This is a genomic window from Streptomyces fuscichromogenes, assembly GCF_014645815.1.
GTDB classification, from domain to species: Bacteria; Actinomycetota; Actinomycetes; order Streptomycetales; family Streptomycetaceae; genus Streptomyces; species Streptomyces fuscichromogenes.
In genome coordinates this window covers 191,567-207,728 of the sequence record NZ_BMML01000013.1, presented here as the reverse complement: position 1 = coordinate 207,728, position 16,162 = coordinate 191,567, and the positions used below count along the sequence as shown (strand labels likewise).

Genomic DNA, 16,162 nt, shown 5'->3' with positions numbered 1-16,162 from the left:
CGGCGGACCCACAGCAGAACGATTTCGTACGACTGCACGAAGGGGAAGCCATGACAGCGACGACCGACGGAAGCACCGGGGCCGCTCTGCCGCCCCGGGCCGACTCGGCCAGCACCGACCTCACCACCCCCGCGGCGGCCGGGGTGCGAGAAGCCGCCGAACGCGCCGTGCGGCGCGCCACCGACCACCTGCTCGCCCAGCAGGACGCGCAGGGCTGGTGGAAGGGCGACCTGGAGACCAACGTCACCATGGACGCCGAGGACCTGCTGCTCCGTCAGTTCCTGGGCATCCGCGACGAGGCCACGACCGCCGCCGCCGCGCTCTTCATCCGCGGCGAGCAGCGCGAGGACGGCACCTGGGCCACCTTCTACGGCGGCCCCGGCGAACTCTCCACCAGCATCGAGGCGTACGTCGCCCTGCGGCTGGCCGGGGACCTGCCGGACGCGCCCCACATGGCCAAGGCGTCGGCCTGGATCCGCGAGCGCGGCGGGATCGCCGCCGCCCGGGTCTTCACCCGGATCTGGCTGGCCCTGTTCGGCTGGTGGAAGTGGGAGGACCTGCCCGAACTCCCGCCGGAACTGCTGTACTTCCCCAAGTGGTTCCCGCTCAGCATCTACAACTTCGGCCAGTGGGCCCGGCAGACCATCGTGCCGCTCACCGTGGTCTCGGCCAAGCGCCCGGTGCGCCCCGCTCCCTTCCCGCTGGACGAGCTCCACACCGACCCGGCCGACCCGAACCCGCCCCGGCCGCTGGCCACGGTGGCGAGCTGGGAGGGCGTCTTCCAGCGGCTCGACAAGGTTGTCCGCGGCTACCGCAAGGTCGCGCTGCGCCGGCTGCGCGGCGCCGCCCTGAAGTCCGCCGCCCGCTGGATCGTCGAGCGCCAGGAGAACGACGGCGCGTGGGGCGGCATCCAGCCCCCGGCCGTGTACTCGGTGATCGCCCTGCACCTGCTCGGCTACGACCTCGAACACCCCGTGATGCGCGCCGGACTTGAGTCGCTGGATCGTTACGCCTTGTGGCGCGAGGACGGCGGCCGGATGATCGAGGCCTGCCAGTCGCCGGTGTGGGACACCTGTCTGGCGACCATCGCGCTCGCCGACGCGGGGCTGCCCGCCGACCACCCGCAACTCGTCAAGGCCGCCGACTGGATGCTCGGCGAGCAGATCGTGCGGCTCGGCGACTGGGCGGTCAAACGCCCCCAACTGCCGCCCGGCGGCTGGGCGTTCGAGTTCCACAACGACAACTACCCCGACATCGACGACACCGCCGAGGTGGTCCTCGCACTGCGCCGGGTCCGGCACCACGACCCGGAACGGATGGAGAAGGCCATCGGGCGGGGGGTGCGCTGGAACCTCGGCATGCAGTCGAAGAACGGCGCCTGGGGGGCCTTCGACGTCGACAACACCAGCCCGTTCCCCAACCGGCTGCCGTTCTGCGACTTCGGCGAGGTCATCGACCCGCCCTCGGCCGACGTCACCGCGCACGTCGTGGAGATGCTCGCCTTCGAGGGCATGTCCCAGGACCCGCGCACCCGGCGCGGTATCGACTGGCTGCTCGCCGAACAGGAGCCGAACGGCGCCTGGTTCGGACGCTGGGGCGTCAACTACGTGTACGGCACCGGCTCCGTGGTCCCCGCCCTGACCGCGGCCGGGCTGCCCACCTCGCACCCGGCGATCCGGCGCGCGGTGACCTGGCTGGAGCAGGTCCAGAACGAGGACGGCGGCTGGGGCGAGGACCTGCGCTCCTACAAGTACGCCGCCGACTGGAGCGGACGCGGTGTCTCCACCGCCTCCCAGACCGCGTGGGCGCTGATGGCGCTGCTGGCGGCGGGGGAGAAGGAGGCCAAGGCCGTCGAGCGGGGCGTCCGGTGGCTCGCCGAGACGCAGGCCGAGGACGGCTCCTGGGACGAGCCGTACTTCACCGGCACCGGCTTCCCCTGGGACTTCTCCATCAACTACCACCTCTACCGGCAGGTCTTCCCGCTCACCGCGCTCGGCCGCTATGTGCACGGCGAGCCCACCCCCGAGGCCGAGGGCGACTGATGAGCCCCATGCCCGCGCCGGCCCCGCTGCTGATCGCCTGCGCGCTCGGCATCGAGCACCTCGCCCTGCGCGCCGGGGAACGCGGGGACGCGGGCGGACCCGTCACCGTGCTGCGCACCGGCATGGGCCCCAGGGCGGCGGAACGGTCCGTCACCCGGGTCCTGGCCGACCCCGCGCTCACTGGTGCCGCGGTCCTGGCGACGGGCTTCTGCGCGGGACTCGCCCCCGGGATGCACCCCGGCGACCTGGTCGTCGCCGAGGAGACCCGGGACCCCCGTGGCAGCGTCCCGTGCGTCGGTACCGAACTCCTGGTCAAGGAGCTCGTGCGGACCCTGCCCGGCCGCACCGTGCACACCGGCCCGCTCACCGGCTCCGATCACGTCGTCCGCGGTCACGAGCGGTCGGACCTGCTCGCGACCGGCGCGATCGCGGTCGACATGGAATCCGCGGCCACACTCCTGAGCGCCGTGCGCGCGGGCGAACGCCCCGTTGCGGCCGTACGGGTGGTCGTGGACGCTCCTGAACATGAACTCGTCCGGATCGGCACGGTACGCGGTGGAATATCTGCTTTCCGCGTTCTTCGATCCGTTCTTCCAGCTTTCTTCGAATGGCACCGTTCCTTGCTGCTCCCCCGGAGGTGAGCCAGATGGCCATGCCGCTGCGCCAGTCGATCAAGGTCGCTACCTACTTGGCAGAACAGAAGCTCCGCAAGCGGGACAAATTCCCGCTGATCGTGGAGCTGGAACCGCTCTTCGCGTGCAACCTGAAGTGCGAGGGCTGCGGCAAGATCCAGCACCCGGCGGGGGTGTTGAAGCAGCGCATGCCGGTCGCGCAGGCGGTCGGGGCGGTGCTGGAGTCCGGTGCCCCGATGGTGTCCATCGCCGGCGGCGAACCGCTGATGCACCCTCAGATCGACGAGATCGTGCGGCAGTTGGTGGCGAAGCGGAAGTACGTCTTCCTGTGCACCAACGCGATGCTGCTGCGCAAGAAGATGGACATGTTCACGCCCTCGCCGTACTTCGCCTTCGCGGTGCACATCGACGGGCTGCGCGAGCGGCACGACGAGTCCGTCGCGAAGGAAGGGGTGTTCGACGAGGCCGTGGCGGCCATCAAGGAGGCCAAGCGGCGCGGCTTCCGGGTGACCACCAACTCGACCTTCTTCAACACGGACACCCCGCAGACCATCATCGAGGTGCTCAACTTCCTCAACGACGACCTCAAGGTCGACGAGATGATGATCTCGCCCGCCTACGCCTACGAGAAGGCCCCCGACCAGGAGCACTTCCTCGGCGTGGAGCAGACCCGCGAACTCTTCAAGAAGGCCTTCGCGGGCGGCAACCGCAAGAAGTGGCGGCTCAACCACTCCCCGCTCTTCCTGGACTTCCTGGAGGGCAGGGTCGACTTCCCGTGCACGGCCTGGGCGATCCCGAACTACTCGCTCTTCGGCTGGCAGCGCCCCTGCTATCTGATGAGCGACGGATACGTGCCGACGTACCGCGAACTCATCGAGAAGACCGACTGGGACAAGTACGGCCGCGGCAAGGACCCGCGCTGTGCCAACTGCATGGCGCACTGCGGCTACGAGCCCACCGCCGTCCTCGCCACCATGGGATCGCTCAAGGAGTCGCTGCGCGCGATGCGCGAGACGGTCTCCGGGAACCGGGAGTGACGGCATGACCGCCGTTTCCCTGGGCCTCCCCGAGGTCCCCGCCCGGCCGGTCGCCGAGCGCCGCCCGTCCCGGCAGATCCAGGTCGGACCGGTGGCGGTCGGCGGCGGTGCCCCGGTGTCGGTGCAGTCGATGACCACGACCCGCACCTCGGACATCGGCGCCACCCTCCAGCAGATCGCCGAACTCACCGCGTCCGGCTGCCAGATCGTCCGCGTCGCCTGCCCCACGCAGGACGACGCGGACGCCCTGGCGACGATCGCGAGGAAGTCCCAGATCCCGGTGATCGCGGACATCCACTTCCAGCCCAAGTACGTGTTCGCGGCCATCGAGGCCGGCTGCGCGGCGGTCCGCGTGAACCCCGGCAACATCAAGAAGTTCGACGACCAGGTGCGGGAGATCGCACGGGCCGCGAAGGACCACGCCACCCCGATCCGGATCGGGGTCAACGCCGGCTCGCTCGACCGCCGGCTCCTGGAGAAGTACGGCAGGGCGACCCCCGAGGCGCTGGTCGAAAGCGCCCTCTGGGAGGCCTCGCTCTTCGAGGAGCACGACTTCCGGGACATCAAGATCTCCGTCAAGCACAACGACCCCGTCGTGATGATCGAGGCGTACCGGCAGCTGGCCGCCCAGTGCGACTACCCGCTGCACCTCGGGGTCACGGAGGCGGGCCCGGCCTTCCAGGGCACGGTCAAGTCGGCGGTGGCCTTCGGGGCGTTGCTCTCCCAGGGCATCGGTGACACGATCCGCGTCTCGCTGTCGGCCCCGCCCGCCGAGGAGGTCAAGGTCGGCATCCAGATCCTGGAGTCGCTGAACCTGCGGCAGCGGCGTCTGGAGATCGTGTCCTGCCCGTCCTGCGGGCGTGCCCAGGTCGACGTCTACAAGCTGGCCGACGAGGTGACGGCAGGGCTGGAGGGCATGGAAGTGCCCCTGCGCGTCGCCGTCATGGGCTGTGTGGTCAACGGCCCCGGCGAGGCACGCGAGGCCGATCTGGGGGTCGCCTCCGGCAACGGCAAGGGCCAGATCTTCGTCAAGGGCGAGGTCGTCAAGACCGTGCCGGAGTCGAAGATCGTGGAGACCCTCATCGAGGAAGCGATGAAGATCGCCGAGCAGATGGAGCAGGACGGCGCCGGGTCCGGAGCACCCGCCGTCACCGTGAGCTGAACAGCACGGACCGAGAGGGGGCCGATCGTGACGATTCTGGAGACCATCCGGGGACCACGCGACCTGAAGGCGCTGTCCGAGGCGGAACTCGGCGAACTGTCCGAAGAAATACGCGAGTTCCTGGTGCACGCGGTAGCCAGGACCGGCGGCCACCTCGGGCCCAACCTGGGCGTCGTGGAACTGACCGTCGCGCTGCACCGGGTCTTCGAGTCCCCGGTCGACCGCATCCTCTGGGACACCGGACACCAGAGCTACGTCCACAAGCTGCTGACCGGCCGTCAGGACTTCTCCAAGCTGCGCGGCAAGGGCGGCCTGTCCGGGTACCCCTCGCGCGAGGAGTCCGAGCACGACGTCATCGAGAACAGCCACGCCTCCACCGCGCTCGGCTGGGCCGACGGCCTCGCCAAGGCCCGCCAGGTGCAGGGGGAGAAGGGCCATGTCGTCGCGGTGATCGGCGACGGCGCGCTGACCGGCGGGATGGCCTGGGAGGCGCTCAACAACATCGCGGCCGCCAAGGACCGGCCGCTGATCATCGTCGTCAACGACAACGAGCGTTCCTACGCCCCCACCATCGGCGGACTCGCCAACCACCTCGCGACCCTGCGCACCACCGACGGCTACGAGAGAGTGCTGGCCTGGGGCAAGGAGGTCCTCCTGCGCACCCCCGTCGTCGGCAACACCATCTACGAGTCCCTGCACGGCGCCAAGAAGGGCTTCAAGGACGCGTTCGCCCCGCAGGGCATGTTCGAGGACCTGGGCCTCAAGTACGTCGGCCCGATCGACGGCCACGACATCAAGGCGGTCGAGTCGGCGCTGCGGCGCGCGAAACGTTTCCACGGGCCGGTGCTGGTGCACTGCCTCACCGAGAAGGGGCGCGGCTACGAACCCGCCCTCGCGCACGAGGAGGACCACTTCCACACCGTCGGCGTGATGGACCCGCTCACCTGCGAGCCGCTCACACCGTCGGGCGGCCCCTCCTGGACCTCGGTGTTCGGCGACGAGATCGTCCGGATCGGCGAGGAGCGGGACGACGTGGTGGCGATCACCGCGGCCATGCTGCACCCGGTCGGCCTCGGCGGGTTCGCCGAGCGCTTCCCCGACCGCGTGTGGGACGTCGGCATCGCCGAGCAGCACGCGGCGGTCTCGGCGGCCGGCCTCGCGACCGGCGGACTGCACCCCGTCGTCGCCGTCTACGCCACGTTCCTGAACCGTGCCTTCGACCAGCTGCTGATGGACGTGGCACTGCACCGCTGCGGGGTGACGTTCGTCCTGGACCGGGCGGGGGTGACCGGGGTCGACGGCGCCTCCCACAACGGCATGTGGGACATGTCCGTCCTCCAGGTGGTGCCGGGCCTCAGGATCGCCGCCCCGCGCGACGCCGAACAACTGCGCCTCCAGCTGCGGGAGGCGGTCGCCGTCGACGACGCGCCGACGCTGGTGCGCTTCCCGAAGGAGTCGGTGGGACCGGAGATCCCGGCCGTCGACCGGCTCGGCGGGATCGACGTGCTGCGCCGCGACCCGGACGCGCAGGTGCTGCTGGTCGCGGTCGGGGTGATGGCGCCGGTCTGTCTCCAGGCCGCGGAGCTGCTGTCCGCCCGGGGAATCAACTGCACGGTCGTGGATCCCCGTTGGGTGAAGCCCGTGGACCCGGCGCTGCCCGTCCTGGCCGCCCGGCACGAACTGGTGGCCGTGGTCGAGGACAACAGCCGGGCGGCCGGCGTCGGCGCGGCGGTGGCGCTCGCGCTCGGCGACGCCGAAGTGGACGTGCCGGTGCGCAGGTTCGGGATTCCGGAGCAGTTCCTGGCGCATGCGAAGCGGGGGGAGGTGCTCGCCGACATCGGGCTGACGCCGGTGGAGATCGCGGGGCGGATCGGGTCCAGTCTCGCGGTACGGGGTGCCGCGGGGGGTCGTTCGGCGGGTGCGGCGCCGTCCGGGCTGGTCGCGCCCCGCGGCGGCAGCCGCAAATCGATGCGCCCCGCGCCCCTGAGGGGCGCTGATGCCGAGGGCGTTGACAAGGAGAGGCAATGAGTACGGAGTTCGACCTCGGAGCGCTGCTCGCCGAGCGTGGCGGTGAGCGGTACGAGCTGCACGGCAAGTACCTCAACCACCAGCTTCCGCGCATGCTGCACACCATCGGCTTCGACAAGGTCTACGAGCGGGCCGAGGGTGCCCACTTCTGGGACGCGGACGGCAACGACTACCTGGACATGCTCGCCGGGTTCGGGGTGATGGGACTGGGCCGCCACCACCCCGTCGTCCGCAAGGCCCTGCACGACGTCCTGGACGCCCAGCTGGCCGACCTCACCCGCTTCGACTGCCAGCCGCTGCCCGGACTCCTCGCCGAGCGGCTCCTCGCGCACAGCCCGCACCTGGACCGGGTGTTCTTCGGCAACAGCGGTACCGAGTCGGTCGAGACGGCCCTGAAGTTCGCCCGCTTCGCCACCGGCAGACCCCGCGTCCTCTACTGCGACCACGCCTTCCACGGCCTGACCACCGGCTCCCTGTCGGTCAACGGCGAGAGCGGCTTCCGGGACGGCTTCGCCCCACTGCTGCCCGACACCGCCGTACCCCTCGGCGACCTCGACGCGCTCGCCCGCGAACTGAAGAAGGGCGACGTGGCCGCCCTGATCGTCGAGCCGATCCAGGGCAAGGGCGTGCACGAGGCCCCGCCCGGCTATCTGCGCGCCGCACAGGAGCTGCTGCACCGGCACAAGGCGCTGCTCATCGCCGACGAGGTGCAGACCGGCCTCGGCCGCACCGGCGACTTCTACGCCTACCAGCACGAGGAGGGCGTGGAGCCGGACCTGGTGTGTGTGGCGAAGGCGCTGTCCGGCGGATACGTCCCGGTCGGCGCGACCCTCGGCAAGGACTGGATCTTCAAGAAGGTCTACTCGTCCATGGACCGCGTCCTGGTCCACTCGGCGAGCTTCGGGGCCAACGCCCAGGCCATGGCGGCCGGGCTCGCCGTCCTCTCGGTCATGGAGAACGACCAGGTGGTCGCCGACTCCCGGGCCGTGGGAGAGCAGCTCAGGTCCCGGCTTGCCGCCCTGACCGACAAGTACGAACTGCTGGCCGACGTACGCGGCCGGGGCCTGATGATCGGCATCGAGTTCGGCCGGCCCGGCTCGCTGAAGCTGCGCAGCCGCTGGACCATGCTCCAGGCCGCCCGCAAGGGCCTGTTCGCCCAGATGGTCGTCGTACCGCTGCTGCAGCGGCACCGGATCCTCACCCAGGTCTCCGGCGACCACCTGGAGGTGATCAAGCTCATCCCGCCGCTGATCATCGACGAGACGGACGTGGACCGCTTCATGGACGCCTTCACGGACGTCATGGACGACGCCCACAGCGGGGGCGGTCTGATGTGGGACTTCGGCAAGACCCTGATCAAGCAGGCGGTGGCCAACCGCTAGCTTTTTGCCTCCGAGGCAAGAAAATTGCCTCGGAGGCAAAGCTGCGGCTGAATGGAGGCATGAGCTCCTCCGAGAAAGAGCATACGGGCGGGCCGGCGGGCGAGCTGCCCGCCGTCGCCCCGCAGCTGCGCTCCCTGCGCCGCCGTGCCGGTCTCACCCTGGAGGCCGCGGCCCGGGACGCGGGGCTGTCGCCCGCTCACCTCTCCCGGCTGGAGACCGGGCAGCGGCAGCCCTCGCTGCCGATGCTGCTCGCGCTCGCGCGTGTCTACGGTACGACGGTCTCGGACCTCCTGGGGGAGACCGTCGCCGACCGGGACGCGATCGTGCGCGCCGGCGACATGGAGCCGACCCACGCCGGCGGCTGGACGTACTGGCAGGCCGGGGCGTCCGGCCGGGGGATGCAGGCGCTGCGCGTCCGGGTGCCGTACGGCTCCCAGGGCGACATCGTGCGGGTGCACCCCGGCGAGGAGTGGCTGTACGTCCTGCGCGGCCGGCTCCGGCTGCGGCTCGGTGACACCACGCACGTGCTCGCGCCCGGCGACAGCGCGCACTTCGACTCGCTGACCCCGCACCGGCTCGCCGCCGGGGACCAGGACGGGGTCGAGCTCCTGTTCGTCCACACCCTGCTGCAGAGTCCCACGGCCGCGCTGTGCCTGGGCCCGATCACCGGAGAGCTGCCATGACCGACATCGAGGAGAAGTTCCCCCGGGCCCTGTGGGTCCGGCTCATCATCTACATCGCGGTCGGGCACGTCTTCGCCGCGTTCCTCTACCTGCTGTTCGCCGTCGGCGGCAAGGGCTGAGCGCTCCCGTCCCCGCTCCGCCTCAGTCGAGCAGCCGCCCGCGCAGCCGCTCCCGGGTCTCGGGGGTCACCCGCAGCCCCTGCTCCAGGTACGTGTCCACGTCGCCCCACGTCTCCTCGATGCTCTCGAAGGCCGCCGTAAGGTACTCCGCGCGGGCGTCGAAGAGCGGGCTCAGCAGCTCCATCACCTCGGGGCTGTACACGCTCTCCCCGCTGCCGTTGCGCCGCACCCTGTAGCGGCGGTGCTTGGCGTTGGACTCCAGGTAGTCGGCGAGGATCGCGTCCCGCTCCACGCCCACCGCGAGCAGCGTCACGGCTATGGAGATGCCCGCCCGGTCCTTGCCGGCCGCGCAGTGCATCAGCGCCGGGACGCTGTCCTCGGCGATCGAGTGCAGCACGCGCGAGTGCTCGCCGGTGCGCTCCTTGACGATCGTGCGGTAGGAGTTGACCATCCGGGCCGCGGCCTTGCCGTCGCCCAGGAGGCCGCGCAGCTGCTCGGTGTCACCCTCGCGGACCATCGTCCAGAACTCGGCACCGTGCGCCGGGTCGGTCAGCGGCAGGTTCACGTTCCGTACGCCGGGCAGCTCGACGTCCGGACCCTCCAGCTTCTGGTCGGCCGCGTTGCGGAAGTCGAAGATCGTGTGCAGACCGAGCGAGGCGAGGAACTCCGCGTCGCGCTCCGTCGCGTGCGCCAGATGCCCGCTGCGGAACAGCACGCCAGGCCGCACCCGCCGCCCGTCCGCGGTCGGCAGGCCGCCCACGTCACGGAAGTTGCGCACCCCGGCCAGCTCGGGCTCGGTGGACGGGACCTGCTGCGTCACGGGGGCTCCTCCCGGTCGGCCCCGTCGGCGCGGCTCGGCGACGGGCACTGGCTCGACCATACGACATCGGTTTCCGCAGGCAATGAGTTGTCCACAGGCACCGCCTCCGGGGCCGTGACCCTTGATTCCGGGGCCCGCAGCCCTTGATGATGTTGGTGCTTGAGTGGATCTGTTGGCTGCTGTGTGAGGTTTCGATGGTGGACATCGCCGAAAACGGTCGTACCTGGCTCCTGTCGGGCCCCGGCAGCAGCTACGCGCTGCATCTCACGGCGGCCGGTGAACTGCTCCACCTGCACTGGGGCGCCAGAATCGGGCTCGCCGACGCGGAGGAGCTCAGCACCCGGGCACTGCCCGGCTACTGGCCCTTCGAGTCCCCGCTCGACGGCCGGGAGGAGTATCCCGTCGAGGGCGGGCCCCGGTTCGTCCGCCCCGCCCTGTCCGTGCGCACCGAGGAGCGGCGCGGCACCGAGTGGACCTTCGAGGCCTACGAGACCGGGGCCGGCGCGGACGGCGACGAACTGCGGCTGCGCTTCCGGGACGACGACATCCTCATCACCCTGCACTACCGGATGCGCGGCGACGTCGTCGAGCGCTGGGTGACCGTCGGCAACGAGGGGCACGCGCGCGTGGAGCTGCTGCGCGCCGACCCCGCCGCCTGGACGCTCCCCGACCGCGAGGGCTGGCGGCTCTCCCAGCTGCACGGCCGCTGGGCCGCCGAGTCCCGCCTCACCAGCGGCCCGCTCACCTACGGCGAGAAGGTCATCGGCAGCCGCCGCGGCCACACCGGCCACCAGCACCTGCCCTGGGTCGCCCTCGACACCGATGCCACCGAGGAGCGCGGCGAGGTCTGGGGCTGCGCGCTCGGCTGGTCCGGCTCCTGGCGCATCGCCGTCGCCCAACTCCCCGACGCGCGCGTGCAGATCACCGGCGGCGCCGGTTACGACGACTCGGGCCTGCTGATGCTGGCCGAGGGGGAGTCGTACACCAGTCCGGTCTTCGCGGGTCTGTGGACCGACGGCGGCTTCGGCGGGGCGAGCCGTGCCTGGCACGCCTACCAGCGGGCGCACATCATCCCGGACGCCGACCAGGACCGGCCGGTGCTGTTCAACTCCTGGGAGGCGACCACCTTCGACATCTCCGAGGAGCAGCAGGCCACCCTCGCCCGCCGGGCTGCCGCGATCGGCATCGAGCTGTTCGTGGTCGACGACGGCTGGTTCGGCAAGCGCACCAGCGACCGGGCCGGCCTCGGCGACTGGACGCCCAACCCCGACCGCTTCCCGACCGGCCTCAAGCCCCTCGCCGACTACGTGCACGCCCTCGGCATGCAGTTCGGCATCTGGGTCGAGCCCGAGATGGTCAACCCGGACAGCGACCTGTACCGCGCCCACCCCGACTGGGTGCAGTACCAGGAGGGACGGAAGCGGACGGAACTCCGCAACCAGCTCGTCCTCAACCTCGCCCGCGAGGACGTCCAGGAATACCTCTGGGAGCAGCTCGACACGTTGCTGTCCAGCGCCCCGATCGACTACGTCAAGTGGGACTTCAACCGCTGCTTCACCGACGCGGGCTGGCCCGGCGAGCCCTATCCGCAGCGCCTGTGGGTCGATCACGTCCGCGGGCTGTACGCCCTGCTCGACCGGATCCGCGCGGCCCACCCGGACGTCGCCATCGAGTCCTGCTCCGGCGGTGGCGGACGGATCGACCTCGGCATCATGAGCCGTACCGACGAGGTGTGGACCTCCGACAACACCGACCCGCTGGACCGGCTCGCCATCCAGCACGGCTTCAGTCAGATCCACCCCGCCCGGGTGATGTCCGCCTGGGTCACGGACAGCCCGAACCACCAGCTCAACGGCCGGGTCAGCAGTCTGCGTTTCCGCTTTGTCAGCTCGATGGCCGGAGCCCTCGGGGTCGGCGGCGACCTCTCGCAGTGGACCGAGGAGGAACTCGCCGAGGCCGGCCGCTGGGTGGCGCTCTACAAGGAGATCCGGCCACTGGTGCAGCGAGGCGACCAGTTCCGGCTGCGGCCGCCCACCGGCGGGCTCAGCGCGGTGCAGTACACGCTCGGCGACGAGACCGTCGTCCTCGCCTGGCTCCAGGCCCAGAGCTACGGCGAGCCGGCGCCTGCCCTGCGGCTGCGGGGTCTCGACCCCACGGCATCGTACGAATGCCGCGAAACGGGTGAAGTGCACCGAGGAGCCGTCCTGTTGCATCACGGACTGCGTACCGGGCTGAAGGGTGACCTGGATGCGTCGGTCATCCGGCTCCGTCGGATCTGACGCATCTGCCCGAATTGGTGCCTTCGTTGCAACTCGCTCTGGAATAAGGGGACGTGGCGTGACGTGCGTGAGGAGCGTCATATGCGTGACCGTCCGTCGCGCGTCATGCTCACGTAATCGCGGTGCTTCGCAAGAAGGTTGGAAAACCGAACAGGCCGGAATTCACGGAGGGTGACCGCGATTTCCGGTAACGGATCAAGTGAAACCCGGACCGCCGGAACCGGCCGCTTGTCCGAGTCCGTCTCACTCGCCTACGTTCGCCACACATCCGGGCGGAACGCCGAATCCTGCCGCCGCCCGGAGTCCCCACACACCCACCCGTGCCCGGCAGGAGCGGGGGACCCACCAGGTACGACCGCCTGTTCCGGTTCCCGGGACGGCTAGGGGTGTAGTCGCGCGACGACGCGTGGCCGGGCAGCTCCAGCCCGAACCCGACAGCTCACCTCGCAGGCGCCGGAGAGGAATGCGCCATGCCCGCGAAGGGTAAGCACCGCCGCCCCAAGTCCCAGCGTCTCACCCGCTCGATGGCCGTCGCCGGAACCGGTGGTGCCGCGCTGGCGCTGCCGCTCATGGGGGCCACCAGCGCCCACGCGGCCACCTCGCCGTCCGTTTCCGAAAAGGCCGCACAGTCCCTTCCGGCGGTCCAGAAGGCCCCGGCGCGGAAGACGGCCGCGGGGAATTCCGCCGCCACGCATTCCGCGCACCGCATCTACACCGTGGTGCCCGGTGACTGTCTCTCGAAGATCGCCCGCGACCAGCACGTCCGCGGCGGCTGGCACCGGCTCTACGCCGACAACCGGCAGGCCGTCGGGGAAAATCCCTCGCTGATCCACCCCGGCCTCAGGCTCACCCTCGGCGGCCGGCACGCGACGACGACGGACACCGCGGACTCCGGCGCCCGTTACGAGGCGCCGTCGAACCAGCCGTCGTCCACCTCGTCGTCGTCCACCTCCTCCTCGGCCTCCTCGTCCTCGGCCTCCTCCTCGGCTTCCTCGTCCTCGGACGGCTCGGTGACGAGTGCCGCCGGCTTCACCCTCCCGGTCACCGGTGCCACCGTCGGCACCGGCTACCACGTCGCCGGCGGCATGTGGTCCAGCGGCTACCACACGGGCGTCGACTTCGTCGTCCCGACCGGCACCCCGGTCAAGGCCGTCGGCGCGGGCACGGTCGTCACGGCGGGCTGGGGCGGCTCCTACGGCAACCAGGTCGTCATCCGGCTCACCGACGGCTACTACGCGCAGTACGGCCACCTCTCCGCTCTCTCCGTCTCGGTCGGCCAGACCGTGGTCGCGGGCCAGCGGCTCGGACTCTCCGGCGCGACCGGCAACGTGACCGGCCCGCACCTCCACTTCGAGATCCGCACCACCCCCGACTACGGCTCGGACGTGGACCCGGTCGCCTACCTCCGCTCGAAGGGCCTCGCCGTCGGCTGACCCGGCGCCTCATCGGTCCGACACGCACGCCGAAGGCCGGACCCCCGATCCCCGGGTCCGGCCTTCGGTGTGTCCTTCTCGTGGCGGAAGCGCTCGGGGCATCGACAGCGGCGGCGGCCTCGCGGCACAGTGGCCTCCGTTGGGTGCAAGCGCTTTCCATCGTTCCCGCCGGAAGGAACCCGCCGCATGACGACCACCCGCCGAACCTTCGCGACCCTGGCCGCCGGAGCCGCCCTCGCGGCCCTGGCCCCCGCCGCACCCGCGAGCGCCGTACCCCGGCATCCCCGGCTGCTCGCCCACGACGACTTCCGCCACGGCCTCGGCCGGTGGTTCGTGGAACTGGAACAGGGCGGCACGGTCACCGCGTCGCACGGGATCCTGGACGTCGACGTGCCCGCCGGCGCGACCGTCTGGTTCCGGCAGCGCCTCGAAGGGCCGTACGTCCTGGAGTACACCGCCACGCCGGTGTCGGCGGGCGGCGCCGACGACCGTGTCTCGGACCTCAACAACTTCTGGAACGCCACCGACGTCCGCTCCCCGGACGACCTTTTCGCCACCCCGCGCGGCGGTGCGCTCGCCGAGTACGACTACCTCACGACCTACTACGCCGGCTACGGCGCCAACTACAACACCACGACCAGACTGCGCCGTTACGTCGGCGAGCCCGGCGTACGACCGTTGATCTTCGACTACACCGAACCCCTGCTCGTCGCGAACGAGCCGAACCGCGTCCGGATCGTCTCTGACGGTTCGACCGTGCGATGGTGGAACAACGGCCGGCTGGTGTTCGACTACACCGACCCGGAGCCTTATACCGGCGGGCACTTCGCGTTCCGGACCACCTGGAGCCATTTCCGGATCGCCGACTTCCGTGTCTGGCGATCGACCCATCAACGCCGCTGACAAGAGCCTTATTCCAGGCTTGGCAGAGTATTTAAAAGTGTCTTATCTCACCGAACGTCAACCCTTTATTACGGTCGCGTAGGTCACAGTCGAAGGTGAATCATGGTCCGACGTGGGAGACGATTCGAAGAGTGACAACGCATCAGTGATCGGGTCGTACGCGGCGGTGGGGGACAGCTTCACCGAGGGCGTCGGCGACCCCGGCCCCGACGGGGCGTTCGTCGGCTGGGCCGACCGGTTCGCGGTACTGCTGTCGGACCGGCAGCCCGAGGGCGACTTCGAGTACACCAACCTCGCCGTGCGCGGGAAGCTGCTCGACCAGATCGTGGCGGACCAGGTGCCGCAGGCCCTGGCACTCGCCCCGGACCTGGTCTCCTTCTGCGCGGGCGGCAACGACATCATCCGCCCCGGCACCGACCCCGACGAGGTCGCCGAGCGGTTCGAGCGGGCCGTGGCCCAGCTGACCGAGGCCGTCGGCACGGTGCTGGTGACCACCGGGTTCGACACCCGGGGCGTACCCGTCCTCAAGCACATGCGCGGCAAGATCGCCACGTACAACGGACACGTCAGGGCCATCGCCGACCGGTACGGCTGCCCGGTCCTGGACCTGTGGTCCCTGAAGACCGTGCAGGACCGCCGGGCCTGGGACGACGACCGCCTGCACCTGTCGCCCGAGGGGCACACGCGCGTGGCGCTGCGCGCCGGCCAGGTGCTCGGCGTCGACGTGCCGGCCGACCCGGACCAGCCGTGGCCGCCGCTGCCGCACCGCGGCACCCTGGAGGTCCGCCGCGACGACGTGCACTGGGCCCGTGAGTACCTGGTCCCCTGGATCGGGCGCCGACTGCGCGGCGAGTCCTCCGGCGACCATGTGACGGCCAAGGGGGCGCTCTCCCCGGACGACATCAAGATGCGGATCGCCTCGGTGGCCTGAGGCGGTACGGGCGGGTAAGGGGCGGCATCCTGGCGGACCGCCCCTTAGTGCTGCGCGGACCGCCCTCTCACTGCTGCTGTGCGGGCAGGCCCAGTTCGCGTGCCAGGGCCTCGTCCACCCACTCCTGCGCCCGGGACCGGGGGACGGCACCCGGGTACGACGTGAGCTGGACGGCGAGCCCGTCCAGCAGGGCGGTCAGCCGCAGCGCCGCCGCCGTGGGGTCGGGGCACCGGAACTCACCGGCCGCCACCCCCTCGGCGATGACCTCGGCGATCGCCGCCTTCCACTGCTGGTCCAGGCTCTTGGTGACATCCCGCAGCGCGGGCTCCCGCAACGCCACCGCCCAGCCCTCGATCCACAGCCGCCAGCCCTTGGCCTGCCCCGTCGGCGCGTACCAGCGCACCGCCGCCCGCAACCGGCGCAACGCCGACGTACGGCGGCCCAGTAGCTTGCGCAGCCGCGCCAGGTCGTCCTCGGCGGCGAACGCGAAGGCGGCGGCGACCAGCTTCTCCTTCGTCGAGAAGTGGTACAGCACCAGCGCGTTGCTCACGCCGAGGGCCGAGGCGACATCGGCGATCCGCACCGCCGCCACACCCCGCGCCTCGATCTGCTCGATGGCGGCCCTCAGCAGCTCCGCACGCCGCTCGGCCACACTCAACCGGACTCTCGCCACGCGGTCACCCTAATCGGTCGCCGCACCACCCGTGTCGG

At 70.8% G+C, this 16,162-nt stretch carries 14 protein-coding genes and 1 riboswitch; of the genes, 12 read left to right on the top strand and 2 right to left on the bottom strand.

Translation table 11 applies throughout. The features are described 5' to 3' along the window. Positions 1-50 precede the first annotated feature (50 nt). The 8 genes from shc to IEZ11_RS27525 are packed head-to-tail and all read left to right on the top strand — an operon-like array spanning position 51 to position 9,085. Positions 51-2,042: a squalene--hopene cyclase gene (shc, locus tag IEZ11_RS27560; protein WP_189265581.1), complete on the top strand. Its 1,992-nt coding sequence runs from the start codon at positions 51-53 to the stop codon at positions 2,040-2,042. Beyond that, complete coding sequence (locus IEZ11_RS27555) at positions 2,042-2,683, top strand: phosphorylase family protein (RefSeq protein WP_189265580.1); 642 nt, start codon at positions 2,042-2,044, stop codon at positions 2,681-2,683. Before shc ends, IEZ11_RS27555 begins: the two co-directional genes overlap by 1 nt. Before the next feature lie 5 nt (positions 2,684-2,688). Beyond that, the gene (hpnH, locus tag IEZ11_RS27550; RefSeq protein ID WP_189265657.1) at positions 2,689-3,711 is read left to right on the top strand and encodes an adenosyl-hopene transferase HpnH; all 1,023 of its coding nucleotides are present in this window, start codon (positions 2,689-2,691) and stop codon (positions 3,709-3,711) included. A 4-nt stretch (positions 3,712-3,715) separates the two neighbouring features. Continuing rightward, entirely contained in the window at positions 3,716-4,873 is a 1,158-nt protein-coding gene (gene ispG / locus IEZ11_RS27545) for a flavodoxin-dependent (E)-4-hydroxy-3-methylbut-2-enyl-diphosphate synthase (RefSeq protein WP_189265579.1), read from the top strand. A 27-nt stretch (positions 4,874-4,900) separates the two neighbouring features. After that, complete coding sequence (gene dxs, locus IEZ11_RS27540; protein WP_189265578.1) at positions 4,901-6,901, top strand: 1-deoxy-D-xylulose-5-phosphate synthase; 2,001 nt, start codon at positions 4,901-4,903, stop codon at positions 6,899-6,901. Then, complete coding sequence (locus tag IEZ11_RS27535) at positions 6,898-8,283, top strand: aspartate aminotransferase family protein (RefSeq protein WP_189265577.1); 1,386 nt, start codon at positions 6,898-6,900, stop codon at positions 8,281-8,283. Before dxs ends, IEZ11_RS27535 begins: the two co-directional genes overlap by 4 nt. Positions 8,284-8,342: 59 nt before the next feature. Beyond that, positions 8,343-8,966, top strand: a complete 624-nt coding sequence (locus tag IEZ11_RS27530; RefSeq protein ID WP_189265576.1) for a helix-turn-helix domain-containing protein — start codon at positions 8,343-8,345, stop codon at positions 8,964-8,966. Further along, positions 8,963-9,085 carry a DUF6126 family protein gene (locus tag IEZ11_RS27525; RefSeq protein WP_189265575.1) on the top strand — a complete coding sequence of 41 codons (123 nt, stop codon included), beginning with the start codon at positions 8,963-8,965 and terminating at the stop codon, positions 9,083-9,085. Before IEZ11_RS27530 ends, IEZ11_RS27525 begins: the two co-directional genes overlap by 4 nt. A gap of 22 nt (positions 9,086-9,107) precedes the next feature. Here the strand turns inward: IEZ11_RS27525 and IEZ11_RS27520 are convergent, their stop codons facing one another. After that, positions 9,108-9,905, bottom strand: coding sequence for a tyrosine-protein phosphatase (locus tag IEZ11_RS27520; RefSeq protein WP_189265574.1), 798 nt, complete (start codon positions 9,903-9,905; stop codon positions 9,108-9,110). 194 nt (positions 9,906-10,099) lie between these two features. Between IEZ11_RS27520 and IEZ11_RS27515 the strand changes: the two genes are divergently transcribed. The 4 genes from IEZ11_RS27515 (at position 10,100) to IEZ11_RS27500 (ending at position 15,451) form a co-directional block, all read left to right on the top strand. Next, positions 10,100-12,184 carry an alpha-galactosidase gene (locus IEZ11_RS27515; protein WP_189265573.1) on the top strand — a complete coding sequence of 695 codons (2,085 nt, stop codon included), beginning with the start codon at positions 10,100-10,102 and terminating at the stop codon, positions 12,182-12,184. Between the two features lie 305 nt (positions 12,185-12,489). Continuing rightward, a riboswitch (cyclic di-AMP (ydaO/yuaA leader) is annotated at positions 12,490-12,650 on the top strand. 4 nt (positions 12,651-12,654) lie between these two features. Next, positions 12,655-13,617 carry a M23 family metallopeptidase gene (locus tag IEZ11_RS27510; RefSeq protein WP_189265572.1) on the top strand — a complete coding sequence of 321 codons (963 nt, stop codon included), beginning with the start codon at positions 12,655-12,657 and terminating at the stop codon, positions 13,615-13,617. 186 nt (positions 13,618-13,803) lie between these two features. Beyond that, a complete protein-coding gene (locus IEZ11_RS27505; protein WP_189265571.1) occupies positions 13,804-14,520 on the top strand; it encodes a DUF6250 domain-containing protein in 717 nt (238 codons plus the stop codon). A 145-nt stretch (positions 14,521-14,665) separates the two neighbouring features. After that, positions 14,666-15,451, top strand: a complete 786-nt coding sequence (locus IEZ11_RS27500; protein WP_189265656.1) for an SGNH/GDSL hydrolase family protein — start codon at positions 14,666-14,668, stop codon at positions 15,449-15,451. A 67-nt stretch (positions 15,452-15,518) separates the two neighbouring features. Here IEZ11_RS27500 and IEZ11_RS27495 read toward each other — a convergent pair whose 3' ends face one another. Next, entirely contained in the window at positions 15,519-16,124 is a 606-nt protein-coding gene (locus tag IEZ11_RS27495; protein WP_189265570.1) for a TetR/AcrR family transcriptional regulator, read from the bottom strand. Positions 16,125-16,162: the final 38 nt, after the last annotated feature.